Origin of the sequence: Streptomyces sp. CB01201, assembly GCF_002803085.1 — a bacterium.
Taxonomy (GTDB): domain Bacteria; phylum Actinomycetota; class Actinomycetes; order Streptomycetales; family Streptomycetaceae; genus Streptomyces; species Streptomyces hundungensis.
In genome coordinates this window covers 87,931-111,926 of sequence record NZ_NNBJ01000016.1, presented here as the reverse complement: position 1 = coordinate 111,926, position 23,996 = coordinate 87,931, and the positions used below count along the sequence as shown (strand labels likewise).

22 protein-coding genes are annotated in these 23,996 nt (G+C 71.3%); 8 read left to right on the top strand and 14 right to left on the bottom strand.

Annotated features, from left to right (window positions below; genetic code table 11):
- Nucleotides 1-181 precede the first annotated feature (181 nt).
- On the bottom strand, nucleotides 182-403 hold the full coding sequence (locus CG740_RS29415; protein ID WP_100578312.1) for a hypothetical protein: 222 nt from the start codon (nucleotides 401-403) through the stop codon (nucleotides 182-184).
- 325 nt (nucleotides 404-728) lie between these two features.
- Here CG740_RS29415 and CG740_RS29405 point away from each other — a divergent pair, with 325 nt between their 5' ends.
- Both CG740_RS29405 and CG740_RS29400 read left to right on the top strand, forming a co-directional pair.
- A complete protein-coding gene (locus tag CG740_RS29405; protein ID WP_100578310.1) occupies nucleotides 729-1,586 on the top strand; it encodes a helix-turn-helix domain-containing protein in 858 nt (285 codons plus the stop codon).
- Nucleotides 1,568-1,849, top strand: coding sequence for a DUF397 domain-containing protein (locus CG740_RS29400; RefSeq protein WP_100578309.1), 282 nt, complete (start codon nucleotides 1,568-1,570; stop codon nucleotides 1,847-1,849). Before CG740_RS29405 ends, CG740_RS29400 begins: the two co-directional genes overlap by 19 nt.
- Nucleotides 1,850-1,911: 62 nt before the next feature.
- On the opposite strand, the gene CG740_RS29395 is transcribed toward CG740_RS29400, so the two are convergent.
- Nucleotides 1,912-2,649 (bottom strand): TerB family tellurite resistance protein, encoded by a 738-nt coding sequence (locus CG740_RS29395; RefSeq protein ID WP_442802859.1) that lies wholly within the window; start codon nucleotides 2,647-2,649, stop codon nucleotides 1,912-1,914.
- A gap of 1,093 nt (nucleotides 2,650-3,742) precedes the next feature.
- Here CG740_RS29395 and CG740_RS29390 point away from each other — a divergent pair.
- Nucleotides 3,743-5,224: an MFS transporter gene (locus CG740_RS29390; RefSeq protein ID WP_100578307.1), complete on the top strand. Its 1,482-nt coding sequence runs from the start codon at nucleotides 3,743-3,745 to the stop codon at nucleotides 5,222-5,224.
- A 108-nt stretch (nucleotides 5,225-5,332) separates the two neighbouring features.
- Here the strand turns inward: CG740_RS29390 and leuA are convergent, their stop codons facing one another.
- A complete protein-coding gene (gene leuA / locus CG740_RS29385) occupies nucleotides 5,333-7,099 on the bottom strand; it encodes a 2-isopropylmalate synthase (protein WP_100578306.1) in 1,767 nt (588 codons plus the stop codon).
- Nucleotides 7,100-7,435: 336 nt separating this feature from the next.
- Here leuA and CG740_RS29380 point away from each other — a divergent pair, with 336 nt between their 5' ends.
- From CG740_RS29380 to CG740_RS29365, 4 genes are all read left to right on the top strand, one after another.
- Complete coding sequence (locus tag CG740_RS29380) at nucleotides 7,436-8,506, top strand: M4 family metallopeptidase (protein ID WP_100578371.1); 1,071 nt, start codon at nucleotides 7,436-7,438, stop codon at nucleotides 8,504-8,506.
- A gap of 45 nt (nucleotides 8,507-8,551) precedes the next feature.
- The gene (locus CG740_RS29375) at nucleotides 8,552-8,818 is read left to right on the top strand and encodes a protealysin inhibitor emfourin (protein WP_100578305.1); all 267 of its coding nucleotides are present in this window, start codon (nucleotides 8,552-8,554) and stop codon (nucleotides 8,816-8,818) included.
- Between the two features lie 51 nt (nucleotides 8,819-8,869).
- Entirely contained in the window at nucleotides 8,870-9,688 is an 819-nt protein-coding gene (locus CG740_RS29370; RefSeq protein WP_100578304.1) for a GNAT family N-acetyltransferase, read from the top strand.
- Between the two features lie 142 nt (nucleotides 9,689-9,830).
- Nucleotides 9,831-11,285 (top strand): serine hydrolase domain-containing protein, encoded by a 1,455-nt coding sequence (locus tag CG740_RS29365; protein WP_100578303.1) that lies wholly within the window; start codon nucleotides 9,831-9,833, stop codon nucleotides 11,283-11,285.
- Between the two features lie 75 nt (nucleotides 11,286-11,360).
- On the opposite strand, the gene era is transcribed toward CG740_RS29365, so the two are convergent.
- The 7 genes from era to CG740_RS29330 all read right to left on the bottom strand — a co-directional run bounded on the left by era (nucleotide 11,361) and on the right by CG740_RS29330 (nucleotide 19,003).
- Nucleotides 11,361-12,314 carry a GTPase Era gene (era, locus tag CG740_RS29360; RefSeq protein WP_100578302.1) on the bottom strand — a complete coding sequence of 318 codons (954 nt, stop codon included), beginning with the start codon at nucleotides 12,312-12,314 and terminating at the stop codon, nucleotides 11,361-11,363.
- A 363-nt stretch (nucleotides 12,315-12,677) separates the two neighbouring features.
- Nucleotides 12,678-13,628 (bottom strand): WxL protein peptidoglycan domain-containing protein, encoded by a 951-nt coding sequence (locus tag CG740_RS29355; protein ID WP_100578301.1) that lies wholly within the window; start codon nucleotides 13,626-13,628, stop codon nucleotides 12,678-12,680.
- Between the two features lie 61 nt (nucleotides 13,629-13,689).
- The gene (locus tag CG740_RS29350) at nucleotides 13,690-15,009 is read right to left on the bottom strand and encodes a beta-xylosidase (protein WP_100578300.1); all 1,320 of its coding nucleotides are present in this window, start codon (nucleotides 15,007-15,009) and stop codon (nucleotides 13,690-13,692) included.
- A 317-nt stretch (nucleotides 15,010-15,326) separates the two neighbouring features.
- The gene (locus tag CG740_RS29345) at nucleotides 15,327-15,809 is read right to left on the bottom strand and encodes a hypothetical protein (RefSeq protein ID WP_100578299.1); all 483 of its coding nucleotides are present in this window, start codon (nucleotides 15,807-15,809) and stop codon (nucleotides 15,327-15,329) included.
- 1,124 nt (nucleotides 15,810-16,933) lie between these two features.
- Nucleotides 16,934-17,275 (bottom strand): cytidine deaminase, encoded by a 342-nt coding sequence (locus CG740_RS29340; RefSeq protein WP_100578298.1) that lies wholly within the window; start codon nucleotides 17,273-17,275, stop codon nucleotides 16,934-16,936.
- Nucleotides 17,276-17,318: 43 nt separating this feature from the next.
- Entirely contained in the window at nucleotides 17,319-18,059 is a 741-nt protein-coding gene (locus CG740_RS29335; protein WP_100578297.1) for a hypothetical protein, read from the bottom strand.
- Nucleotides 18,060-18,181: 122 nt separating this feature from the next.
- Nucleotides 18,182-19,003 (bottom strand): helix-turn-helix transcriptional regulator, encoded by an 822-nt coding sequence (locus CG740_RS29330; protein ID WP_234376547.1) that lies wholly within the window; start codon nucleotides 19,001-19,003, stop codon nucleotides 18,182-18,184.
- A 140-nt stretch (nucleotides 19,004-19,143) separates the two neighbouring features.
- Between CG740_RS29330 and CG740_RS29325 the strand changes: the two genes are divergently transcribed.
- Nucleotides 19,144-20,607 (top strand): MFS transporter, encoded by a 1,464-nt coding sequence (locus CG740_RS29325; RefSeq protein ID WP_100578295.1) that lies wholly within the window; start codon nucleotides 19,144-19,146, stop codon nucleotides 20,605-20,607.
- A 72-nt stretch (nucleotides 20,608-20,679) separates the two neighbouring features.
- On the opposite strand, the gene CG740_RS29320 is transcribed toward CG740_RS29325, so the two are convergent.
- The 4 genes from CG740_RS29320 to CG740_RS29305 are packed head-to-tail and all read right to left on the bottom strand — an operon-like array spanning nucleotide 20,680 to nucleotide 23,897.
- The gene (locus CG740_RS29320; RefSeq protein ID WP_100578294.1) at nucleotides 20,680-21,033 is read right to left on the bottom strand and encodes an MmcQ/YjbR family DNA-binding protein; all 354 of its coding nucleotides are present in this window, start codon (nucleotides 21,031-21,033) and stop codon (nucleotides 20,680-20,682) included.
- Nucleotides 21,030-22,328: a hemolysin family protein gene (locus CG740_RS29315; RefSeq protein WP_100578293.1), complete on the bottom strand. Its 1,299-nt coding sequence runs from the start codon at nucleotides 22,326-22,328 to the stop codon at nucleotides 21,030-21,032. Before CG740_RS29315 ends, CG740_RS29320 begins: the two co-directional genes overlap by 4 nt.
- Entirely contained in the window at nucleotides 22,325-22,822 is a 498-nt protein-coding gene (gene ybeY / locus CG740_RS29310) for an rRNA maturation RNase YbeY (RefSeq protein ID WP_100578292.1), read from the bottom strand. The genes CG740_RS29315 and ybeY overlap by 4 nt, the downstream gene beginning before the upstream one ends.
- A gap of 13 nt (nucleotides 22,823-22,835) precedes the next feature.
- Nucleotides 22,836-23,897 carry a PhoH family protein gene (locus tag CG740_RS29305; RefSeq protein ID WP_100578291.1) on the bottom strand — a complete coding sequence of 354 codons (1,062 nt, stop codon included), beginning with the start codon at nucleotides 23,895-23,897 and terminating at the stop codon, nucleotides 22,836-22,838.
- Between the last annotated feature and the right edge of the window lie 99 nt (nucleotides 23,898-23,996).

Here is a 23,996-nt window from a genome sequence, read left to right as displayed (position 1 = left end):
GCCCCCTCCGGCCGGACGTCTCGGAAGGGCCCCTGCGGCCTGCCCGGCTGTGTCCAGCGTCCCGCCGGGCGGGGCGGGATCCGTCCCGCCCACGACCGAGATCGCCCGTACGCCCCCGGGCGTCCCGGCCACCCCCGCTACTCCCCCGGGAGTAACGCGGCCCCGGCCCGGGAGGCGCGGCTCACAGCACCTCGCCCCGGCTGCGCGCGTTCGCGTGCGCCGTCGCCGCCGTCAGCCACTCCACGGTGGTGGCCGCCCGCACCGCCTCCGGCAGACACTCCCACTCCCGGCCCCCGCCGTACGGCCGCAGCAACAGGTACGGGCCCGCGCGGCCCATCACCCGGCCCACCTTGCCGCTGCCCGTGTCGACGGCGTACGCACCCACGGGCAGGGAAAGGCTCACGGCCTTTCCCCCGCAGGGCCGGGCAGAACGGAAGCGAGCAGACGGGCGGTGTCGGGGGTGCAGCGGCCCAGGTCGACCAATGGCCCGAGTTTCTCGTTGGCACAGGTAAGGGGATCCAGGCCGAGCGAAGGCAAAGTAATTCCGGACCGCCCGAGCGCGGCTCGCAATTCCCTCACGGCCGACTCCGCTTCCGCGATTCTCCCGGGTACACCCATGGCCAAAGCCTCCCATTCCCTTTCCGTTCCGACGCCTCTACATTGGCCTTTCGGACGGGGAACGGACAGAGCGTGCCGACTACAACGGCAGCGCTGCGCAAGGGAGTTGAATGGTGGGCGATACAGGCAGAAGGCGGCGACCCGGATCCCGGCAGGCCGCCTGGGAGTTCTTCGGGGCGGAACTGAAAAACCGCCGCGAGGAGGCGGATCTGACGCAGGCCGAGCTGGGCATGCGGGTCTTCGTGTCCGGCGGATACATCGGCCAGTTCGAACAGGCGATTCGCAAGCCGCAGTTGGACGTGGCGCAGCGGATCGATCACATACTGCAAACCGATGGCTTTTTCGAGCGGATGTGGCGCAAGCTCATCAAGGACTCGCCGTATGCGGATTACTTCGCTGCGGCGGCCGAGCTTGAAGCCCTCGCTACCCAGATCTGCGAGTTCGCCCCGACGGTCGTTCCGGGCCTGCTCCAGACAGCCCCGTACGCCCGAGCCGTCACCATCGCGACGAACCCGCTCGCGGCGGACGAGTACGTGGAGGAAAAGGTCGCGGCTCGGCTGGAACGGGCGCGCATCCTCAAGGACGCTACACGGCCCGTGTATTGGGCCATCCTGCACGAGGGAGTGCTGCGCCTGCCGGTGGGCGGGCGAGCCACGATGGCCGGGCAGCTGGACCACATCGCGAACCTCATGCGCACGCGAACGGTGCTGATCCAGGTGCTGCCGTACGAGGAGGGGGCGCATGCGGCACTGGGCGGGATGATGTCGCTCATGGAGTTCGAGGACGCGCCGCCAACTGCCTATGCAGAAGCGCTGCTTTCGGGCAATCTGCTGGACGATCCGGCCCTGGTGAAGCGTGTGCAGGCGACCTACGATCTGATCAGGGCCGCCGCGTTGTCGCCGGAGGCGTCCCTCGCCCTGGTGGAATCGGCGGCTGAGGACTACAGACGATGCGCGAGTACGACCTGAGTTCTGTTCAGTGGCGCAAGAGCAGCTACGGCGACGGGAATGGTGGCGAGTGCGTCGAGGTCGGTCACGGCTTCCTCGGCGCCGCTCGCTGGCGCAAGAGCACGTACAGCGACGGCAACGGCGGCAGTTGCGTCGAGGTCTGCGACGACTTCCCCGGCATCGTCCCCGTGCGGGACAGCAAGAACCCCGCCGGGCCCGCTCTCGTCGTCGAGGGCGGGGCCTGGCAGGGGTTCGTGAACGGGGTCAGGAGCGGCGCGCTCTAGAAGGCGTACGGGAGCCGGGCCGGCGGGGTCGTCGGCTCAACTCCCTTGATCTGTTGGCTGGTTCAGGACGGTGTGCGGGCGGCTGCCGCGAGGAGTCGGGCGGTGTCGTCCGCGCAGAGCGAGAGCGCGCCGCCGACCGTGCTGAGCACTTCGCGTTCGGCGGGGCTGTACGGGCCGTCCGCGAGGGCGATCCGTGCGCCCTGGAGCAGGATGGATTCGCGTCCGGCGGGGGCGAGGTGCGGGGCGAGCGGTTCGAGGGCCTCGTGGAGTTCGATGGCCAGGGCCGCGCCGCAGGGGTCGGTGTCGTCGACGGGGTCGGTGAGGAAGCGGCCGGTGTCGGCGGCGAGGGCCTCGATGAGGGCGAGGAGCTGGTCTTCGGTGCAGTCCTCGAACCCGGCGGCCCGGACGGTGGCGACGGCGGTGCCGGTGACCGTACGGGACGAGGTGCCGCCCGCGGCGAGGACGGCGAGGGCGACGGTGTGGACGGCGTCGCGCAGCATCGCGGAGAAGCGGGTGGTGGTGGGGTGGTCCAGGGTCTCGGTGCCGAAGTGGCCGAGACAGGCGGCGCATTCGACGACGGGGCCGGTGTCGCCACGGGCGACCAGGGGGACGCCGAGGACGGTGAGGCGCCTGCGGCCGGTGCGGCGCTGGTAGTTGCGGTCGCCTCCGCAGTCGGGGCAGAAGAACTCGCCGTCTCCTACGGTGTGCCACAGGGTTCGGGTGGACCACAGGCGGGGGCGGAAGCCGGGCTGCGGCCCGGTGCTGAGGTTTGTGCCGTTCTGTCCCCGTGCTGGCCGCACCGCGCACCTCCGTAACGCTCCGGCAACGTTGCCGCGTTGACGTGATGTTAGCCACATCGACGCGGTGGCGTCAGCACCCCGGGAGGAGTAGGTGCCCCGCCTGGCGAAATCCGGCCCCCTGGGGCTCCGCCCCAGACCCCGGGGATGCTTGCCCACCCTCCCGCCCGTTGCTCGGGGTTGGAGGGGCCCGGCCCCTGGGGCTCCGCCCCAGACCCCGGGGGTTCGCCCACCCACCCGCCCGTGCGGCGGGTTGAACCGGCTGAGCCCTGGGGCTGCGCCCCAGACCCCTGCGGGGGCTCCGCCCCCTGCACCCCCGTTCGCGCCTGAACGGCGCTCGTCCTCAAACGCCGGACGGGCTGAAGATGCCTGCACTGGCCAGCACCGAGCCTTCAGGGGCGCGAGGAACTGCGCGAGAAGCGACCACGGTCCGGAGCCGAAGACGGGTTTCAAGGGGCGCGAGGAACTGCGCCAAAAGCGATCACGGTCCGCAGCCGAAGACGGGTTTCAAGGGGCGCGGGGAACTGCGCGACCAGCCCCCCACGGCCCGCGGACGAGAACGGGTTTTGGGGGCGCGGGGAACTGCGCGACCAGCCCCGCACGGCCCGCGGACGCAAACGGGTCCAGGGGCGCGAGGAACTGCGCGAAAAGCGACCACGGTCCGCAGACCGAGACGGGTGTAGGGGCGCGGGGAACTGCGCGAGCGGCCCCGCACGGGCCCGCGCCGCACGGCGGGTAATCATGTGCGGCCCTCGCCGGGGGTGACGTACCGTGAAGACGGCGCGGCTCGGGACAGCACCGGCAGCCGCACCACGCACGGCCCCCTGTTCCATCTGTGGCGACTTCGAGGTGTTTTTATCCCCCAGGCCCGGTAGCGGTCCGCAGCCCCCACGTGCCCAGCATGCGCACGTGTCCGGGGGCGGACCCGCATTGGCTTGAGTTGCGTCGCCCATCACCGTTGTTCGCCGGGTGCAGCTCTGCCGTCCGCTGCTCCGGGTCTGATGTGGTTCCGATGTCGATGTCGATGTCGATGTCGATCCCTGCGCGGCGAGGGCAGGACTGGCTTCCCGGTCCCCAGGGAGCAGGAGTCCCCCGCGTGTCTTCCCACGCGCTCGGCAACGAGCCGCAGCACATCACCGACAACCCGTCCCGCACTCCATCGGGCCCACCGCCCAGGACGGCCCTGGCCGCCCGGATCGCCCTCGTGGTGCTCCTGGTCGCCGAACTCATGGACATCCTCGACCAGTCGGTCGTCCTCACCGCCCTGCCCGCGATCCAGTCGTCGACCGGCGCCGGTCCGGCGGCCGTGCAGTGGCTGACCGCCGGCTACTCGCTGACGGTCGCCGTCGGACTGATCACCGGGGGGCGTCTAGGCGACCTCCACGGCCGGCGCAGGATCCTGCTCATGGGCACCGCCGTGTTCATCACGGCCTCGCTGCTGTGCGGTCTCGCCACCGGCCCGGGGGTGCTGATCGGCGCCCGGGTGCTCCAGGGCGTCGGCGTGGCGCTGATGATCCCGCAGGTCCTGGCCACTCTCCACGTCACCTTCGACGGCGAGAACCGGAGCAGGGCCTTCGGCCTCTACGGGGCCGTCCTCTCGCTGGCGAACGTTCTGGGACCGGTTCTGGGAGGTCTGCTCACCGAGGCCGATCTGTTCGGGCTGTCGTGGCGGCCGATCTTCCTGATCAATGTGCCCGTCGGCGTCGCCGTGATCCTCCTGGGACGCAGGGTGATCCCCGAGTCGACCGTGGAGAGGGCCGACCGGCTGGATCTCACCGGTGTGCTGCTGTCCGCGGCGGCCATCGTCCTCGTCCTCTTCCCGCTCACCGAGGGCCACACCCACCACTGGCCGCTGTGGTGCTTCGCCATGCTCGGCGCCGGCTTCCTCGTCCTCGGTGTCTTCCTGAGCCACCAGCGCCGCAAGCAGAACCGTGCCCCGCTGGTGGCGCTGTCCGTGTTCCGGGGCAGGCAGTTCTCCGGCGGGCTGTCCGCGCAGTTGACGCTCGGCCTGCTGTGCGGCCTGTTCTTCATGACCTGGACCCTCTACCTCCAGCGCGGTCTGGGCATGAGCCCCTTCCACGCGGCCCTGGCCTTCGTGCTGCTCTCCCTGGGAGAACTGGCCGGTGCGACGATCGCGGCGAGGAGCGCCGGGCGCTTCGCCCGCCGGCTGCCCCAGGCCGGAGCCCTGATCGCGCTCGCCTCGATGGGCGCGTACGGAGTCCAGATCGGCAGCCGTCAGGCCGACTTGGACCTGCTCGCGATGACCGGCCCGGTGGTGCTGATCGGCTTCGGCCTCGGCATGGTCGGCGGCCCGCTCGCCGACATGGCGCTCGCCGACGTCCCGCACGAGGACGCGGGTTCGGCCTCGGGCCTCTTCAACACGGCGATGCACTTGGGCATCGCTCTGGGGACCGCGCTGACCGCCGTCGTGTTCTTCGCGGTCACCGGCGGCTCACCTGACGGCGGGGTCAACCGGGACGCGTTCACCGGGGTGCTGTGGTGGGTCGGCGGGATCCTCGCCCTGATGTGGGGCCTGATGTTCTGCCTGCCCAGGCGGGCCGCCGGGCGGAACGACTGAAGCAACCGGGCCGCCGCCCCTGCCCTGAGGGCGGGGGCGGCGGCCCGGGGATGGCAACGGCCTTGGCGGGCACCGCAGTTCACCCGCGGGGCCCGGCGACGCGACGGGTCAGCGGGCTGCGCGGTTGACCGCGGAGACGACCGCCTTCAGGGACGCCCGCGTCGTGTTGGCGTCGATGCCGATGCCCCACAGCACGACGCCGTCGATGGCGCACTCGATGTAGGACGCGGCCTGCGCGGAGGCGCCCTCGCTCATCGTGTGCTCCTGGTAGTCCAGCAGCCGCGCGTCCACGCCCGTCGCGGCCAGCGCCTCGAAGAAGGCGGAGATCGGGCCGTTGCCGGTGCCGGTCAGGACCGTGTCCGTGCCGTCGACGACCGCCTCGACGGTCAGGGTGTCGCGGCCGTCCTTGTCCGTCGTCGTCTGGCCGGAGCGCAGCTGGATGCGGCCCCAACGAGCGGCGGCGTTCTCGGGGTTGGGCAGGTACTCGTCCTGGAAGACCGACCAGATCGCGGCGGGGGTGACCTCGCCGCCCTCCGCGTCCGTCTTCTGCTGGATGATCTTCGAGAACTCGATCTGCATGCGGCGCGGCAGGTCCAGCTTGTGGTCGTTCTTCAGGACGTAGGCGATACCGCCCTTGCCGGACTGGGAGTTGACGCGGATGACGGCCTCGTAGGAGCGGCCGACGTCCTTGGGGTCGATGGGCAGGTACGGGACCGCCCACTCGATGTCGTCCACGGTCTTGCCCTGGGCGGCCGCGTCCGCCTCCATCGCGTCGAAGCCCTTCTTGATGGCGTCCTGGTGGGAGCCGGAGAAGGCGGTGTAGACCAGGTCGCCCGCGTAGGGGTGGCGCGGGTGGACCTCCATCTGGTTGCAGTACTCGGAGGTGCGGCGGATCTCGTCGATCTGGGAGAAGTCGATCTGCGGGTCGACGCCCTGGCTGAACAGGTTCATGCCCAGGGTCACCAGGTCGACGTTGCCGGTGCGCTCGCCCTGGCCGAACAGGCAGCCCTCGATGCGGTCCGCACCGGCCATGATCGCCAGCTCGGCCGCGGCGACCGCGGTGCCGCGGTCGTTGTGGGGGTGCACGGACAGGCACACGTGCTCGCGCCGGGTCAGGTTGCGGCTCATCCACTCGAAGCGGTCCGCGTGCGTGGACGGGGTCGAACGCTCCACCGTGGCGGGCAGGTTGAGGATGATCTCGCGGCCCTCCTCGGGCTGCCAGACGTCACATACCGCCTCGCAGACCTCCAGCGCGAAGTCCAGCTCGGTGTCGGTGAAGATCTCCGGCGAGTACTGGTAGCCGAAGATCGTCTCGTCGCCCAGGATCTTGTCCGCGTACTCCATGACCAGCCGCGTGCCGTCCACGGCGATCTGCTTGACCTGCTCCTTGGTGCCGCGGAAGACGACCCGGCGGAAGGTGGGGGCGGTCGCGTTGTACAGGTGGACGGTGGCGCGGTGGGCGCCGCGCAGGGACTCCACGGTGCGCTCGATCAGCTCTTCGCGGGCCTGGGTCAGGACGGAGATCGTCACGTCCTCGGGGATCGCGCCCTCTTCGATGATGGACCGTACGAAGTTGAAGTCGGTCTCGCCGGAGGAGGGGAAGCCGACCTCGATCTCCTTGTAGCCCATGCGCACCAGCAGGTCGAACATCTCGCGCTTGCGGGCCGGGCTCATCGGGTCGATCAGCGCCTGGTTGCCGTCGCGCAGGTCGGTCGACAGCCAGCGGGGGGCCTGGGTGATGCGGCCGTCGGGCCAGGTGCGGTCGGGGATGTCCACGGCGTCGTACTGGCCGTACTTGTGGACCGGCATCCCGGACGGCTTCTGCATCCGGGTGGCGTTGGTGACGGGGGTGGGGCGGCCAACGGGCTGAGACATGGCGTGCGGCTCCTCGGGCGGTGAGAGGGACGGCCGACTGTCGAGCGCAACACCAGATCCCGCGGGGAGGGGGTCGGCCTACGACTACAGGCCCTCGCCGCGGCAGCTAAGAAGAAGCAGCCCGATACGCATGATGCCGCAGCCTAGCCGAGGGTCCGGATGAGCGCCGGACCCGTATCAGTATGCGGGACGCCCCGGCATACCCGGACGAAAAGTGACGTATGCCTCGTCTCTGACGAGCACCAGTGGTGGCCGGGAACGGTCGTAGGGAAAGCACGCCGCACAATCATGGTGGCGACTAGTGACAGCTCCATGACCCAGTGCCACATTTCGGCCATGGACGCCACCACCACCAACCCGGTCTTCTGCACCATCGTCCCGCCCCATGTCTTCGACCGGCTCATCGAGGCCGAGGACCCCGCGCTCGCCCGGATCGCCCGACGGACCTTCGTCGCGGATGCCGCGCAGCGCACCGAACGCCGGCTGACCACCGTCCTCGGCGCCGAGCCGGCCGTCCCACCCGCGGGCGCGGCCGCCGACCAGCCGCAGCGCACCGTGTACGACGCCCGGCACTCCACCACGCTGCCCGGCCGCAAGGTGCGCGGCGAGGGAGAGGCGCCGGTCCAGGACGCGACCGTGAACCGCGCCTACGCGGGGCTCGGCGCGACCTTCGAGCTGTACCTCCAGGCTTACCGGCGGCACTCGATCGACGGCAGCGGCATGCCGCTCGATGCGACGGTCCACTTCGACAACAGCTACAACAACGCCTTCTGGAACGGCACCCAGATGGTGTTCGGCGACGGTGACGGCCAGATCTTCCTGGACTTCACGCTGCCCGTGGACGTCATCGGCCACGAGCTCACGCACGGCGTCACCCAGCACTCCGCGAACCTGACCTACTTCGGCCAGCCGGGCGCCCTGAACGAGTCGATGTCGGACGTCTTCGGCTCCCTCGTCAAGCAGTACGCCCTCGACCAGGACGCCGACCGGGCGGACTGGCTGATCGGCGCGGGCCTGCTGGCGCCGGGCGTGCACGGGGACGCGCTGCGCTCGATGAAGGCGCCCGGCACGGCCTACGACGACGCCGTGCTCGGCAAGGACCCGCAGCCCGCCACGATGGACCAGTACGTCACGACGGGGCGCGACAACGGCGGTGTGCACATCAACTCCGGCATCCCCAACCACGCCTTCTACCTGGTCGCCGACGCGCTCGGCGGCAAGGCCTGGGAGCGGGCCGGGCAGATCTGGTACGACGTGCTCACCGGTGGCCGCCTCGGCAGTCAGGCGACGTTCAAGGACTTCGCCGGGCTGACGGTGGCCGCGGCCAGGGACCGCTACGGCCTCGACGGCGCCGAGACCCAGGCCGTCCTGAAGGCGTGGGCGCAGGTGGGTGTTCCGGCCGCCTGAGACGTAGGCGCTGACGTATCGGACGGGGGCTGCTAGACAGAGGCCATGCGTATTGAGGTTTCCCGCTCAGGAGGGTTCGCCGGCATCGAGCGCCGGGCCGGGATCGACACCGCGGGCCGGCCCGATGCCGCCGAGTGGCACGCCCTGGTGAAGGCGGCGCTCGACGAGGGGCACGCCGAACCGCCCCTCGGCGTGCCGGACGGCTTCCACTACACGATCACCGTGGACGGCCGGCCCGTCCACTGCGCCGACCCGAACCTGACGGAGGCTCAGCGCGAGCTTATTTCAAGGGTGTTGAAGGAGGGGGCGTAGGCGCCGGGAAAGGCACGTGCGGGCGGGGCGCGGCCCTGCTTGGATCGCACCATGAGCATCCCGCCGCGCGCCACCCTGGACGGTCTTGAGCACTACTACGACGCGGCACCCCGCGGTTCGGCGCGTGCCGAGGACTTCGGGCCGCTGACCCTGTTCGTGCGCGAGGGTGCGGGGTGGCCGTTCTACGCCCGGCCCGCGCTCGGCCAAGGGGGGCCGGTCACGGCCGCCGACGTGGACGCGGTGCGGGCCCGCCAGCGGGCACTCGGGGCGCCCGAGGCGTTCGAGTGGGTGGCCGAGGTGAGCCCGGGGCTGCGGGCGGCGGTCGAGACGTCGGGCCTCGTCGTGCACGAGCACCCCCTGATGGTGCTCGACCCCGATGCGCCCGCCGCCGATCCGCACCCCCTGGTCCGGGTGCTCGACGCGGCCGACCCGCTGCTGCACGCCGCGCTCGTCGTGCCGCATCTCGCATTCTCCGCCCCCGGTACGGCAGTTGGGGCCGCGGGCCCGGACGAACTGGCCGCCGAGATCATCGCCCGCGCCGGTGACGGCCGCGCCGACCAGGTCGCCGAACGCATCCGCGCGGGGCGCTCCGCCGTCGCGGCCGCCTTCGAGGACGGGCTTCCGCTCTGCTCCGGGATGCACAACCCGGTGGGCGCGGTCACCGAGATCGTGGGGGTGGGCACCCTGCCTTCCGCGCGGCGCAGGGGACTTGGGCGTGCGGTCACCGCCGCGCTGATCGCCGACGCGCGGGCGGCCGGGGCGGCCACGGTGTTCCTGTCCGCGGGCGACACCGATGTGGCGCGGATGTACGCCACGCTCGGCTTCCGCCCGGCCGGCACCGCCCTGATCGCCGAACTCCCCGACGCCTGAGGGCCATTGGGCCCGCACGCGGACGCAGGCGCGCGCCCTTGCACTCCTGCGATCTCCCTGCGTACGGTGTGCGCAACGAGAGAACGTTGTACGCGTCAGTGGTACGCATCCGTCAGTGGTACGCATCAAGGGGGAACGGGCGATGGCGAAGAACGTGAGCTGGGACGAGCAGGGGAACTGGCGGGCCGGGGGCGCGTGGGGGGCCGGTGACTCCAGCGGCAGGCGGTTCGACCTGGACCGGTGGCAGGCCCGGCTCGACACGCTGCGCCGGACGCATCACGTGCCGGGCGCCACCCTCGCCGTGCTCAGCCACGACACGATCCACGAGCTGGCGAGCGGGGTGCTGCACACCGGCACCGGCGTCGAGGCGACCACGGACTCGGTCTTCCAGCTCGGCTCGCTCGCCAAGACGTACACCGCGACGCTGATCATGCGGCTGGCCGACGCCGGCCGGCTGGACCTGGACGCGCCCGTACGCAAGGTCCTGCCCGACTTCACGGTCGCCGACGAGGAGGCGAGCCGCACCATCACGCCCCGGCAGCTCCTCTCCCACACCAGCGGCCTGACCTGCGACTTCACCTATGACTCGGGCCGGGGTGACGACTGCGTCGAGCGATACGTCGACGCCGCGAAGGGGGTCGCGCTCGACTGTCCGTCCGGCAGCGCCTGCTCGTACAGCAGCCTCGGCTTCAATGTGCTGGGCCGGATCGTGGAGGTGCTGCACGGCACGACGTGGGACCAGGCCCTCAAGGACCTGCTGCTGACCCCGCTCGGCCTGGCCGAGACGATGACGCTGCCCGAGGAGGCGCTCCGGTTCCGGGCCGCGATGGGACACCTCGGCGAGTACGGCCAGGACCCCGAGCCGGCCCCGGCCTGGGACCTCATGCCGCGTTCGGCGGGCCCGTACGGCCGGGTCATCGCCAGCGCCGGGGACGTCGCCCGGTTCGCACGGATGCACCTCGCGGGCGGCACCGCCCCCGACGGCACCCGGCTGCTCACGCCGGACAGCGTCGCGGCGATGCGGAACCGCGAGATCGACTCCCCCGACAAATGGACCGTCCACGCGGACGGCTGGGGCCTCGGCTGGACGCTGTACGACTGGAACGGCGTCCAGGGCTTCGGCCACGACGGCGCGTCGATCGGGCAGTACGGCTTCCTGCGGGTGGTGCCGAGCGCGGACCTCGCCCTGGTGCTGCTCACCAACGGGGGCGACGCGCGCCGCCTCTACGAGGACCTCTTCACCGAACTGCTCGGCGAGCTGGCCGGCGTCCGCATGCCCGCCCCCTTCGAGCCGCCCGCCGCGCCGGTCGCGGTGGACTTCGCGCCGCTGACCGGGACGTACGAGCGCGAGGGCGTCCGCATCACCGTCTCCGAGCAGCAGGACGGCCGGCCGCACCTGGTGTACGAGTTCGTCGGCGGAATGAAGGACTTCTCGCCGCCGCTGGAGATGGACCTGGTGGCGGTGACGGACACGGTGTTCGCGGGGGCGGGCTCGGGCGCGTACAGCGCGGACTGGATGCCGGTCGTGTTCGCCACGCTCCCGGACGGCACGCCCTGCTGCTACATCGGTATGCGCTGCGCCCCGAAGGCCTCCTGACCCTCGCACCGGCCGGTCCCGGTCCCGGTCCCGGTCCCGCGGAGGGGGCCGGGGCCGGGGCCGGGGTCTCCGGGCTCAGAAGCCGAGCTTGCGCAGCTGCTTGGGGTCGCGCTGCCAGTCCTTGGCGACCTTGACGTGCAGATCGAGGAAGACGGGCGTGCCGAGCAGTGCCTCGATGTGCTTGCGGGACTTCATGCCGACCTCCTTCAGGCGCTTGCCCTTGGGGCCGATGATGATGCCCTTCTGGCTGGGCCGCTCGATGTAGACGTTGGCGTGGATGTCCAGGAGCGGCTTGTCGGCGGGCCGGTCCTCGCGCGGGATCATCTCCTCCACGACGACGGCGATGGAGTGCGGCAGCTCGTCGCGTACGCCTTCCAGGGCGGCCTCGCGGATCAGCTCGGCGACCATGACCTGCTCGGGCTCGTCGGTGAGATCGCCCTCGGGGTAGAGCGGGGGGCTCTCGGGGAGCAGCGGGATGATCAGGTCCGCGACGAGCTGGACCTGCTGGTCGCCGACCGCCGAGACCGGCACGATCTGCGCCCACTCGAAGCCGAGCTCCTTGGAGAGCTGGTCGACGGCGATGAGCTGTTCGGCCAGGGTTTTGGAGTCGACCAGGTCCGTCTTGGTGACGATCGCGATCTTGGGGGTCTTCTTGATCCCGGCGAGTTCCTTGGCGATGAACTTGTCGCCGGGCCCGAGCTTCTGGTCGGCGGGCAGGCAGAAGCCGATCACGTCGACCTCGGCCCAGGTGGTGCGGACGACGTCGTTGAGGCGCTCGCCGAGCAGGGTGCGCGGCTTGTGGAGGCCCGGGGTGTCGACCAGGATCAGCTGGGCGTCGGGGCGGTGCACGATGCCGCGCACGGTGTGCCGGGTGGTCTGCGGGCGGTTGGAGGTGATGGCCACCTTCTGCCCGACCAGAGCGTTCGTGAGGGTGGACTTGCCCGCGTTGGGGCGGCCGACGAAGCAGGCGAAGCCGGCCCGGTGGGTGGGGGCTGCGGGGGTGTCGGCGGCAGGGGTACGAGCGCTCATGCCGCCATTCTCCCCGATCCCGGGCCCCGCGCCGCCCACGCCCCCTGAGGCTCCGCCCCAGCGCCCTCTGCGGGGGCTCCGCCCCCACACCCCCGTTCGCGCCTGAACGGCGCTCGTCCTCAAACGCCGGACGGGCTGGGTATGCCTGCACTGGCCCGCACCGGACCTGCCAGGGGCACCGGGAGCAGCCCGAAGATGCCAATGCCGACCGGCACCAGTACCGCCAGGGGCGCGGGGAACTGCGCGACCAGCCACCCACGGCCCGAGGACGAAAACGGGTCCAGGGGCGCGGGGAACTGCGCGAGCAACCCCGCACGGCGCGAGGAAGACAGGAACGGGGGCCCGGTCCGAGGTGGGCCGGGGCTAGGCGCGGGCGGCGGCGCGGCGGCGCAGGACCCGGTGGCCCGTGAAGGCCGCGGCCGCGGCCAGGAGGATCGCCAGGGCCAGCCAGGGCAGGGCCAGGAAGGACGCCCCGCCCGAGCCCGACGTGCCCTTCGCCGTCGCGGTCAACTTGACGTCACCCCAGTCCAGTTGGGGCGACCCGTGCCACGCTTCGGTGAGCGTCACCCGCTGCCCGGGCAGCAGCTCGGACGGCACCTTCGCCAGGCCCCGGCCGAGCAGCGTACGGCCGAAGAGCCCGGTCGCACTCAGCCGGACCGCCGGGTTCAGGGTCACGTTGCCCCGGTTGTGCAGCGTGTACGTGATGTCCGTGCGGCTCGCCCCCACGCCGGGCACCAGCGGCCGGTGCTGGGAGAGCGAGACGTTCTCGACGGCGAGCGCGGGCACGGTGGGCCCGCCGACCCGCAGATAGACCCGCGCGCCGACGGCCTGCTGGATGCCGACCGCGACCTTCCCGTTCGCGGCGGGGCCGGGCGCGACCCGGTCGTCGAGGGCGACGAGCGCCCCCACGTGATCGCCCGGCTCGGCGTCCGAAGGCACGGCGAGCGTGAAAGGCACGGTGACCGAGGACCGGGCCGGTACGGTCACCGAGGTCCGGGCCGGCTTGGTCCACGCCCCCACCCCCGTCTGCCGCTCCTTCTCGGTGCGTACGGCGAAGCCCCCGTCACGCTCGGTGTTGTACGCGTCGGCCCCGTACAGCCGGAAGGTCAGCGGCGCCGAGGTCTTGTTGGCGACGGTGACCTTGTCGTCCAGGGTGGTTCCGGGGTTCGCGGAGAGGTAGAAGTACGGACGCTGGGCGGCCGTGCCCGAACTCGCGGGAAACACCGACCAGTTGCCGTTGTCGGCGGCGTGCGCCGCGGGCGCGGTGAGCAGGGCGAGCACGACGGCCAGGAGGAGTGCGGACAGCTTGCGCACGGTGCGGGACCCCCGGGGACGGGTGGGCCGGCCGGGTGCGCGCCCGGCCCACGGGTGGACATCAGGTGAGGGTGAGGGTCAGTACGCCGCTGTAGGCGCCGGGCGCGGTGAACGCCGGCACGTCGAGCGAGAGCTTCGCGTCCACGGTGAACTCGCCACCGGTGAGCGCGGCGTTCGGGGTGGAGGCGAGGGTCGCGCCCGCGCTGCCCACGGTGCCGGCCGAGCCGGCCGCGCAGACGGACGGGGAGCCCGCCTTGGCGGAGCAGGCCGGGGTCCAGCCGAGTCTGCCCGCGTCGATGGATCCGGCGGGTCCGGTGAAGTCGGTGACCTTGCCGGTCAGGGACCAGCCCGCGGGGCCGCCGCGGAAGTCCTGGACCGTCACCGTCTGGAGATCGCCGGTGGAGGCGCCGCCCTTGCCGAAGTCGACGGCCTGGAGGTCGACGCTGTCACCGGCCTGCGTCATCGCCAACGTGCCCGCGTTCACCGAGGTGTTGAGCTTCTGGCTCGGTCCGGTGGGCGGGGGCCCGCTGTTGACCGTGTACGCGACCGGGCCCGCGCCGTTCGCCGGGTCCCAGGCCGCCCCCTCGAAGGCCACGATGCCGGTGGTCGCCGGGTCCGTGATCTTCGGCCGGGCGGTGAAGTCACCGTTGGCGTCCGCCTTGAAGGTGATCTTGTCGGCGGTGGTGGCGGTGCCGTTCCAGCCCGCGACGGTGACGTCCGCGTTGGGGGTGAACTTGGACCCGCTGACCGTCGTGCGGTCACCGGCGTTGCCGGAGGCCGGGTCGGCCGTGATGGCGCGCTGGTTGACCTGGCCGCCGCCGTCCGTGGCATTGACCGTCTCGGAGACGGGCGCGGGCGGATTGGTGACGGTGCAGGGGGTGTCCAGCTCCATGATGTAGCTGGTGTGGATGTTGTAGTCGCCGGGCGAGAGGTTGATCGCGCCGGCCTTGGTGGCGGTGAAGCTGCCGCTCATGGAGAACGCCGGGAACGCGCCCTTGCCGGGCACGGGCGCGTTCTTCTTGGGGCCGGTCACGTCCACGGTGCCGGTCTGGGCGCCCGCGAGGACGACCTTTCCGGTCGGGGTCATGATGTCGGCGGGCAGGGCGATGTCGACGGGGTTGCTGGCGGCGGGCTTGTTCACCGTGTAGGTGACGGTGACCTTGTCGCCGACCTTGGGTGCCGCGTTGTCGACGGTGACGGTCGCGTTCGTGGTGCCGTCGATGGGCGGGATGCCGGCGATGGCCGGCGGGATGCAGTGCGTGGCGAAGTCGACGGGCGTCGCGGCCAGTGCGCTCGCGGGTGCGGCGAGCGCGCCGGTCCCGGCGGCGAGTGCGACCGCCCCCAACACGGCGGCCAGACGCCGTCTTCGACGTTCCGACATGGGCTTGCCCCCCTTCCTGAAGTGGCACAGCGCGGCTCGGCTGCGCCGACAGGGGGCCATTGACGGCTCGGGCCGAAAAGAAGTCAATGGCATCCCGGCGCATTGACTGATGACCCATCAGATACTGTCAAGATCCCGACGGACCAAGGCATTTCACATCCCACATCGACGAATCGATGTACCGATGTACCGATGTATCGATGCACCGGGGCACGCCGGAGCCGGCGCCGCCCGGGACGGCACCGGCTCGTTGCGCGTGGAGCGATCGGGCGTTGAACGGTCGGGCGTTGAGCGGTCGGGCGTTGAGCGATGACGGATCAGAAGACGAACGGGCCCGGCGACTGGGAGGTCGTCGCGTCGCAGTTCACCGTGACTCCGAAGATCACCATCTTCAGGGCGGTGCCGGCGAAGTACGAGTTGAGGCTGTCACCGGCGGCGACGGTGCCGTTCAGCGGCCCGATCTTGACCGAACTGCCCGCGGGCAGGGCGGGGTTGGCCTTGCCGCTGAACACCCTGGTGCCGCCGCCGCCCTTGGCGAGGGTCAGGGTCGCGCTGATCTGGTTGGCGCCGACGGCGACCGGGGTGGTGACGGCCGAGGTCAGCGTGATGGTCGCGGCGGTGCCGCTCTGGGTGGCGGTGAGGGTGGCGCCGCCCCCGCCCCAGGTTCCGCAGTCGTACGTGGCGGTCGCCGTGGTGGGGGTGACGGCGGCGGCGCTCGGCGCGAAGGCGAGGCCCGCCACGGCCACCGCCCCCACCGCGAGTGCGGCCCGCGCGACCGGTCTGCTGGTGCTCTTACGCATGATTCCCCTTCCCGTAACGGGAGTTGATCGTCTGCCGCGTCTCGACGTCATCGACGCCGTCGACACACGACCGCGCAGCGGCCCCCGCGGCCCACGCGCACGGGTGCGCGGGCGTGCGGGCATGGCTCTGCGGGGGCGGGGGTTGCGTTGTGCGGTGCGGTGCACTGTGGTGCTGGTGCGTTGTGCTTTCGCTTGCGCGGAGGGAGTGGGTCCGACTCCGGTGCGGGGTTGCGGCTCTGCACCCCGTGCCGGTCCGTCCCTCGTATCTGACGGGTCGTCGGATCGACTGCCGTCCATTGATGCGCGGGTGGCTGTGGATTACAAGGGCCTCCGCGTTGATTCTTAACGCCGGGCGGGCGGGGTGCGGTTGGCTGTAGCGGGGTTCCGCGCAGTTCCCCGCGCCCCTGATCCGCCCGGCCTCGGACCGTGCGGAGTTGCTCGCGCACTTCCCCGCGCCCCCAACGCCCCTTTTCGGCCTCGGGCCGTGCGGGGCTGGTCGCACAGTTCCCCGCGCCCCTAAACCCGTCTCGGTCTGCGGACCGTGCCCGCTTCTCGCGCAGTTCCTCGCGCCCCTGGACCCGTTTGCGTCTGCGGGCCGTGGGGGCTGGTCGCGCAGTTCCCCGCGCCCCTTGAAACCCGTCTTCGGCTGCGGACCGTGCCCGCTTCTCGCGCAGTTCCCCGCGCCCCCAAAACCCGTTCTCGTCCGCGGGCCGTGGGGGGCTGGTCGCGCAGTTCCCCGCGCCCCTAAACCCGTCTTCGGCTGCGGACCGGTCGCTTCTCGCGCAGTTCCTCGCGCCCCTGAAGGCTCGGTGCTGGCCCGCATGGGCATCTTCAGCCCGTCATGGGGGTCCCCCCTGGCCCTTAAGGCCTTGGGGGAGATTGAGGACGAGCGCCGTTCAGGCGCGAACGGGGGTGCAGGGGGCGGAGCCCCCGCCCGGGGTCTGGGGCGCAGCCCCAGGGCTCAGCCGGTTCAACCCGCCGCACGGGCGGGTGGGTGGGCAAACCCCCGGGGGTCTGGGGCGGAGCCCCAGGGGCCGGAACCAACCAACCCCGGGCGACGGGCGGGAGGGTGGGCAAACCCCCCGGGGTTCGGGGCGGAGCCCCGAGGGGGCCCGTGTCAGGGGTCAGGGGGTTTTCAGGGTGCCGTCCGGGCCCGCCAGGAGGATGGGCGTGGCGGGACCACCCAGGTCCCGTACGGCCGCCACATCCGCCTCCGCCAGAGCCCCCGCCGCCGTCACGACCGCCGCCGCCTCCAGGGACCCCGCTCCGCTCGCCACCGCCATGGCCACCGCGGTCTGGAGCGCGGAAAGCTTCAGAGAGGGAAGCTCGACCGTGCCGGCCACGTACGTGCGGCCCGTCTCGTCGCGTACGGCCGCGCCCTCGGGCACCCCGTTGCGGGCCCGGGCGCTGCGCGCGAGCGTGATGATCTTGCGGTCCTCGGGGTCGAGTGCGGTGCTCTCAGTCATGCCCCGAGCATAAGGACTGCCCGGGGCCGACGGATGCGGGGGCTCAGCCCTGGATCGCCTGGTCCAGCTTCTTGGCGACGGTGCCCGTGACGGCCTGGTACTCGGCCGCCGGGATGCCGACCGCCTGCTTGCCCTTCGCGCAGAGCGCGCTCAGCGCGCCGCCCTTGCGGACCACGTAGGTGTGGAAGCCCATCTTGATCGGGCCCATGTCCATGACGAGCTCGTAGCCGTGCGCCTCGTCGCCCGCCTGGTCCACCGGCAGCGGCTTCACGGTGACGGGGTACTTCTCGCCCTCCATGTCGACGGCGACGGTGGCGCACTGGGTGAGGGTCGCGTCGAAGCCCTTGAGGTACCCGGCGGCCTTGTCGCCGTCGAAGCCGAAGACCTGCTGGAGGCCGTACTCGAAGTTGCTGCTCTGCCGGGTCGCGGCACCCATGGGGGCGGCCTCGCTCTGCATCAGCTGTATGAGCTTCTGGCACTCGGGCTTGACGGCCTTGCCGAAGGTGAGGCCATCGGTGCCCGGGCCCGCCTTCCAGGTCGCCGGAACGTCCTTCTCGGTCAGCAGGGCCGCCTTGAGCTGGGCCTCGGTGACCGGCCCCTTGGCGCCGCCCGAGGCGCCCGAGGCGCCCGGGGACGCGGCCGTCGAGGACGTGGCGGCGTCCTTCTGCGCCGGCTTGTCACCCTTGCCGTCCGAGCTGCCGCACGCGGCGGCGAAGACCAGGGACGAGGCGGCCAGGGCCACGGCGGCGGCGCGTCTGACGGAGACGGCGGCGAAAGCGGGCATGCGTGAATCCCCCCACGGGACGAAAGCTGTGCGTTTTCTGTGCAGGTCGACTGTATGCGAAGAAATCGGCGCGCTGACCTGCATTTTCTCAGCCGGTGGTCGGCCACCGCCCGGCCGAGGCGTCAGCCGGCGATCGGATACATCGACCCCCGCCGCCCCTCCGGCGAGGTCAGCCACTCCAGCTTCTCCGCCGTGTCCGTGTTCGGAAGCGGCGTGTGCAGCACGATCACCAGGTCCGGGCGGGCCGGGACGCGCAGTTGGGTGGACTCGACGTGCAGGGCGCCGACGAGCGGATGCTCCATCTCCTTGCGGAGCTGGCCGCCGGGTTGGACGTCCCGGCGCTCCCACAGCTCGACGAACTCGGGGCTGAGCTCCTTCGCCTGCTCGACCACCGCCCGGAAGCCCTCGTCGTCGGGGTGCTCCGAGCAGGCCGCGCGGAACTGCGCGACGACGTTGCAGGCGATCTCGTCCCAACGCTGGGCGCGGGCACGGTAGATGGGGTCGGTGAAGAACGCGATCAGGCAGTTCTGCACGATCTCGGGGCGCATCCCGAGGACGAGCGCGGCCGACTCGTTGTACATGACCGTGTTCCAGTACGCGTCCATGATGTGCGCGGGGAACGGCATCCAGGCGTCGATCAGCCGCTGGAGCCCGTGGCACATGTCGACGTTGGCCGGATCGACCTCCAGGGCGGGCGGATTGAGCCCGGCGAGCACGTACAGGTGGCGGCGCTCGGCGCTGGTCAGCTGGAGCACCCGGCCGACCGCGTCCAGGACCTGCGGCGAGACCGTGATGTCGCGGCCCTGCTCCAGCCACTGGTACCAGGAGACCCCCACCCCCGCGAGCACCGCGACCTCCTCGCGGCGCAGCCCCGGCGTGCGGCGGCGGGCCCCGCCGTCGGGCAGTCCGGCCTGCGTCGGAGTGATCCGCGCGCGCCTGCTCATCAGGAACTCGCGCAGCTCACTGCGCCGGTGCCGGTCGATCGGTGTGGCCACGAGAATCCCCCTGTCGGCTGCCTGGTGGTGCCAGCAACAGGATAAGTTCCCACTCTCCACGGCCATTCCCGGACCGCGAGGGTAGGGCCATGGCGATCGATACAACGACGACAACCACCGGCCCCGGGACGGCGGCCCCCACTCCCGGCCCGCGCGGAGACTCCGCAGCCGGTTCCGCTGCGGAAGCCCGGCTCAGCGGACGGGCCAAGCTGGTCCTCTTCGTGCTCTGCGCCGCCCAGTTCATGGTGGCGCTCGACTTCTCCGTACTGAACGTGGCGCTGCCCGCGCTCGGCAGGGACCTGGGGCTCGGCCAGTCGGCCCTGCAATGGGCGGTCACGGCGTTCGCGCTGCCCTCGGGCGGCTTCCTGCTCCTGTTCGGCCGTATCGCCGATCTCTTCGGCCGCAAGAAGCTGTTCCTGACCGGCCTCGCCCTGTTCGGCGCGGCCTCGCTGCTCGCCACCCTGGCCTGGGACCCGGCGTCCTTCCTGACCGGGCGCGCTCTGCAAGGCCTCGGCGCGGCCGTCATCGTGCCGACCGGCATGTCCCTGCTGACCACGACGTTCCCCGAGGGCCCGCTGCGCGACAAGGCGCTCGGCATCTCCGGCACGCTGCTCTCGCTGGGCTTCACCGTCGGCATGGTGCTGGGCGGTGTCATGACGGACACGCTCGGCTGGCGCTCGACGATGGGTCTGCTGGTGGCCTTCGCGGTGGTCGTCCTGGCCCTGGCACCCGGGCTGCTGCCGGAGTCCCGCACCCCCGAGCGGCCGCGCCTGGACGTGCCCGGTGCCGTGACCGTCACCGGTGGGCTGCTCGCGGTGATCTACGCCCTGTCGACGGCGGCCCAGCGCGGCTTCGGCGGCGTGGACGTGTGGGGCATCCTGCTCGTCGGCATCGCCCTGCTCGCCGCGTTCGTGGTCGTCGAGTCGAGGGCGTCGGCGCCGCTGGTCTCGCTGCCGATGCTCAAGCGCCGCACGGTGGCCTGGGGCAACCTGGGCGGTCTGGTGACCTTCTCGATGATGTCGACGGTCGTCTTCGTGCTGACCCTCTACCTCCAGGAGACCCTCGGCCTCTCGTCCTTCGAGACCGGCCTGGTCTTCGGGATCCAGGGCCTGGCGTCGGCCGTCGCCGGCACGTACGCGGCCCGGCTGATCGGCCGTTTCGGCTCGCGGCGGGTCCTCGCGGCCTCGCTGCTCGGCCAAGGCGCCTTCGTGGCAGCCCTGTTGGGGCTCGGCACCCACTCGGGCGCCCTGCTCGCCACCGTCGCCGTCTCGCTGGCCAGCATGTGCCACCTCGGCGCGATCATCTCGTACGGCGTGACCGTGACCAGCGGGGTGCCGAACGAGGAGCAGGGTCTTGCCACCGGCCTCGTCACCACCACCCAGCAGGTCGGCCTGACGGTCGGCATCCCGCTGCTCGGCGTACTCGCCACCACGCAGGGCTCGCTGTTCGACGGGGTGCGTACGGTCCTCGCGATCGACGCGGCTGTCGTGGTCGCGGCGGCCGCCCTGATCGCCGTCGGCCTCGGTCGCGGCCCGGGCCGCGGGAAGGCCTAGTGCCCCCGGCGGCCGGACCGCGTCCGCTCCGGCCCGTTGGTCTCAGGCCCGCTGGCCTCAGGCCCGTTGGTCTCAGGCCCGGTCGAGCCGGAGGCGTTCGGCCTTCGGCAGGCCGGCCACCACCAGGTCGTACGAGTCCTCGATGAGCTCCCGGACCAGCCGGTCCGGGAGCTCGGCCACGTTCACGGTGTTCCAGTGCCGCTTGTTCATGTGGTAGCCGGGCACGATCGCAGGGTGCTCCTCGCGGAGCCTGACCGCCTCCTCCGGGTCGCACTTGAGGTTGACCGTGAGCGGCTTCCCGTCGAGGGAGGTGAGCGCGAAGATCTTGCCGAGCACCTTGAAGACGGAGGTCTCCGGGTTGAACGGGAACTCCTCCGTCACGGCGTTGAACTCCAGGCAGAACGCCCGCAGTTGCTTCGGTGTCACGCCACGTCCTCCTGGTCGTCCTCGTCCTTGGTCGGCTCCACGAGCACGGTGACGATCTTGTTGCGGCGGCCGGCCGGGGACTCGGCCGTGAGCCGCAGCCTGCGCGCGTCGGGCAGTTCCACCACGGCCGTGGCCCCGGCGATCGGCACCCGGCCGAGCGACTTGGCCAGCAGCCCGCCGACGGTCTCCACGTCCTCGTCGTCGAACTCGTCGAAGCCGAACAGCTCGCCCAGGTCGCCGATGTCGAGCCGGGCGGTGACCCGGAAGCAGCCGTCCGCCAGCTCGGTGACGGGCGGCAGTTCGCGGTCGTACTCGTCGGTGATCTCGCCGACGATCTCTTCCAGGATGTCCTCGATGGTGACGATGCCGGCGGTGCCGCCGTACTCGTCGATGACGACGGCGACATGGCTGCGCTGCTGCTGCATCTCGCGCAACAGGTCGCCCGCGTTCTTGGTGTCGGGCACGAAGGCGGCGGGGCGCATCGCGGTCGAGACCAGGTCGGCCTCGGAGTCCCGGTTGATGTGCGTCTTGCGGACGAGGTCCTTCAGGTAGACGATCCCGACGATGTCGTCCTCGTTCTCGCCGGTCACCGGGATGCGTGAGAAGCCGGAGCGCAGGGCGAGGGTGAGGGCCTGGCGGATCGTCTTGTAGCGCTCGATGCAGACGAGGTCGGTGCGCGGCACCATGACCTCGCGCACCAGGGTGTCGCCCAGCTCGAACACGGAGTGCACCATGCGGCGCTCGTCGTCCTCGATCAAGGACTCCGCCTCGGCGAGGTCGACCATCGCCCGCAGCTCGGCCTCGGAGGCGAACGGGCCCTTGCGGAAGCCCTTTCCGGGGGTCAGCGCGTTGCCCAGGAGGATCAGGAGCTGCGGGATCGGCCCCATGACCCTGGCCAGCGGCAGCAGCACGTACGCGGCAGCCGTCGCGGTGTTCAGGGGGTGCTGGCGGCCGATGGTGCGGGGCGAGACGCCGACGGCGACGTAACTGACGAGGACCATCACGGCGATGGCCACGAGCAGCGCGGCCCATGTCTCGCCGAACTCCTCCAGGCACACATACGTGACGAGGACCCCGGCGGCCATCTCGCAGGCGACCCGCACGAGCAGGGCGACGTTGAGGTAGCGCGTGGGGTCGGAGGCGATCTGGGCGAGCTTGGCGCTGCCGCGCCGGCCGGTGCGGACCGCTTCGGCCGCGCGGAAGGAGGAGATGCGGGCGAGGCCGGCCTCGGCGCAGGCGGCGAGCCAGGCCACGACGACCAGGGCGACGGCGCCCGCGATCAGCTGACCGGTCATGAGACGGTCGGCGCCGGGGAGGGACCGGTCAGGCCCTTCTCCGCCCGCCAGCCGTCCACGATGGCCGCCTGGAGGCCGAACATCTCGGCCTTCTCGTCCGGCTCCTCGTGGTCGTAGCCGAGCAGGTGCAGCACGCCGTGGACGGTGAGGAGCTGGAGCTCCTCGTCCATGGAGTGCTGCGTCTCGGCGTCCTCGCCCTGCTTCTTGGCGACCTCGGGGCACAGCACGATGTCACCGAGGAGCCCCTGCGGGGGCTCCTCGTCGTCCTTCGACGGCGGGCGCAGCTCGTCCATCGGGAAGGACATGACATCGGTGGGGCCCGGCAGGTCCATCCACTGGATGTGCAGCTGCTCCATGGCCTCGGCGTCCACGACGATCACCGACAGTTCGGAGAGCGGGTGGATCCGCATCCGCGTGAGCGCGTAGCGGGCGATGTCGAGGATCGCCTGCTCGTCGACCTCGGTTCCGGACTCGTTGTTGACGTCGATCGACATGGTGCGCTCTGCTCTACTTCCCGTTTCGGCCGCCGCGACCTTCCTGGTCCTGGCGGCTGTCGTACTGCTCGTACGCGTCGACGATACGGCCGACGAGCTTGTGCCGTACGACATCCTGCGAGGTGAGCCGGGAGAAGTGCACGTCGTCGACGCCGTCCAGGATGTCCTGGACCTGGCGCAGACCGCTCTTCGTGCCGTTCGGCAGGTCGACCTGGGTGACGTCACCGGTGATGACGATCTTCGAGTCGAAGCCGAGCCTGGTGAGGAACATCTTCATCTGCTCGGCGCTGGTGTTCTGCGCCTCGTCGAGGATGATGAACGCGTCGTTGAGCGTGCGGCCGCGCATGTACGCCAGCGGGGCGACCTCGATCGTGCCGGCCGCCATCAGGCGCGGGATCGAGTCCGGGTCGAGCATGTCGTGCAGGGCGTCGTACAGCGGGCGCAAGTACGGGTCGATCTTCTCGTAGAGCGTGCCGGGCAGGAAGCCGAGGCGCTCGCCGGCCTCCACCGCGGGCCGGGTCAGGATGATCCGGGTGACCTGCTTGGACTGGAGTGCCTGGACCGCCTTGGCCATGGCGAGGTAGGTCTTTCCGGTACCGGCGGGGCCGATGCCGAAGACGATCGTGTGCTTGTCGATCGCGTCGACGTACCGCTTCTGGTTGAGGGTCTTGGGGCGGATGGTGCGGCCGCGGCTGGAGAGGATGTTCTGCGTGAGCACCTCGGCAGGCGTCTCGCCGTGCCCGTTTCCGTCGGCCGGGCTGCCGTTCGCCCTGCCGTTGCCGTTGCCGCTCGCACGGAGCATGGCGATCGAGCGTTCCACTGCGTCCTCCGTCATCGACTGCCCGGTGCGGAGCACCAGCATCATCTCGTCGAACAGTCGCTGGATGAGGGCGACTTCCGTCGCGTCCCCCACGGCGCTGATCACATTGCCCCGTACGTGGATGTCGGCCGACGGGAAGGCCTTCTCGATCACGCGCAGCAGGGAGTCGCTCGAACCCAGGACGGTCACCATGGGGTGCTTGGCCGGAATGGTGATCTGGGCGTGCGCCTGCGGTTGTGTGGGTGTCTGAGTCATGGGCCGGCTCTGGGGCCTGCACATACCTCCCGTTGCAGGGTCCTCGCTGTTCGAGAGCCTCTGGGATACCAAGCGTACGACTTGCCGTGCGGCGCGCCG

Bases quoted from the DNA above. Each gene is read 5' to 3' on its own strand.
- CG740_RS29405 (WP_100578310.1), top strand. From the start codon at position 729: ATGGTGGGCGATACAGGCAGAAGGCGGCGACCCGGATCCCGGCAGGCC.
- CG740_RS29400 (WP_100578309.1), top strand. From the start codon at position 1,568: ATGCGCGAGTACGACCTGAGTTCTGTTCAGTGGCGCAAGAGCAGCTAC.
- leuA (WP_100578306.1), bottom strand. From the start codon at position 7,099: ATGTCTCAGCCCGTTGGCCGCCCCACCCCCGTCACCAACGCCACCCGG.
- CG740_RS29380 (WP_100578371.1), top strand. From the start codon at position 7,436: ATGGACGCCACCACCACCAACCCGGTCTTCTGCACCATCGTCCCGCCC.
- CG740_RS29375 (WP_100578305.1), top strand. From the start codon at position 8,552: ATGCGTATTGAGGTTTCCCGCTCAGGAGGGTTCGCCGGCATCGAGCGC.
- CG740_RS29370 (WP_100578304.1), top strand. From the start codon at position 8,870: ATGAGCATCCCGCCGCGCGCCACCCTGGACGGTCTTGAGCACTACTAC.
- CG740_RS29365 (WP_100578303.1), top strand. From the start codon at position 9,831: ATGGCGAAGAACGTGAGCTGGGACGAGCAGGGGAACTGGCGGGCCGGG.
- era (WP_100578302.1), bottom strand. From the start codon at position 12,314: ATGAGCGCTCGTACCCCTGCCGCCGACACCCCCGCAGCCCCCACCCAC.
- CG740_RS29350 (WP_100578300.1), bottom strand. From the start codon at position 15,009: ATGTCGGAACGTCGAAGACGGCGTCTGGCCGCCGTGTTGGGGGCGGTC.
- CG740_RS29345 (WP_100578299.1), bottom strand. From the start codon at position 15,809: ATGCGTAAGAGCACCAGCAGACCGGTCGCGCGGGCCGCACTCGCGGTG.
- CG740_RS29340 (WP_100578298.1), bottom strand. From the start codon at position 17,275: ATGACTGAGAGCACCGCACTCGACCCCGAGGACCGCAAGATCATCACG.
- CG740_RS29335 (WP_100578297.1), bottom strand. From the start codon at position 18,059: ATGCCCGCTTTCGCCGCCGTCTCCGTCAGACGCGCCGCCGCCGTGGCC.
- CG740_RS29330 (WP_234376547.1), bottom strand. From the start codon at position 19,003: ATGAGCAGGCGCGCGCGGATCACTCCGACGCAGGCCGGACTGCCCGAC.
- CG740_RS29325 (WP_100578295.1), top strand. From the start codon at position 19,144: ATGGCGATCGATACAACGACGACAACCACCGGCCCCGGGACGGCGGCC.
- CG740_RS29315 (WP_100578293.1), bottom strand. From the start codon at position 22,328: ATGACCGGTCAGCTGATCGCGGGCGCCGTCGCCCTGGTCGTCGTGGCC.
- ybeY (WP_100578292.1), bottom strand. From the start codon at position 22,822: ATGTCGATCGACGTCAACAACGAGTCCGGAACCGAGGTCGACGAGCAG.
- CG740_RS29305 (WP_100578291.1), bottom strand. From the start codon at position 23,897: ATGACTCAGACACCCACACAACCGCAGGCGCACGCCCAGATCACCATT.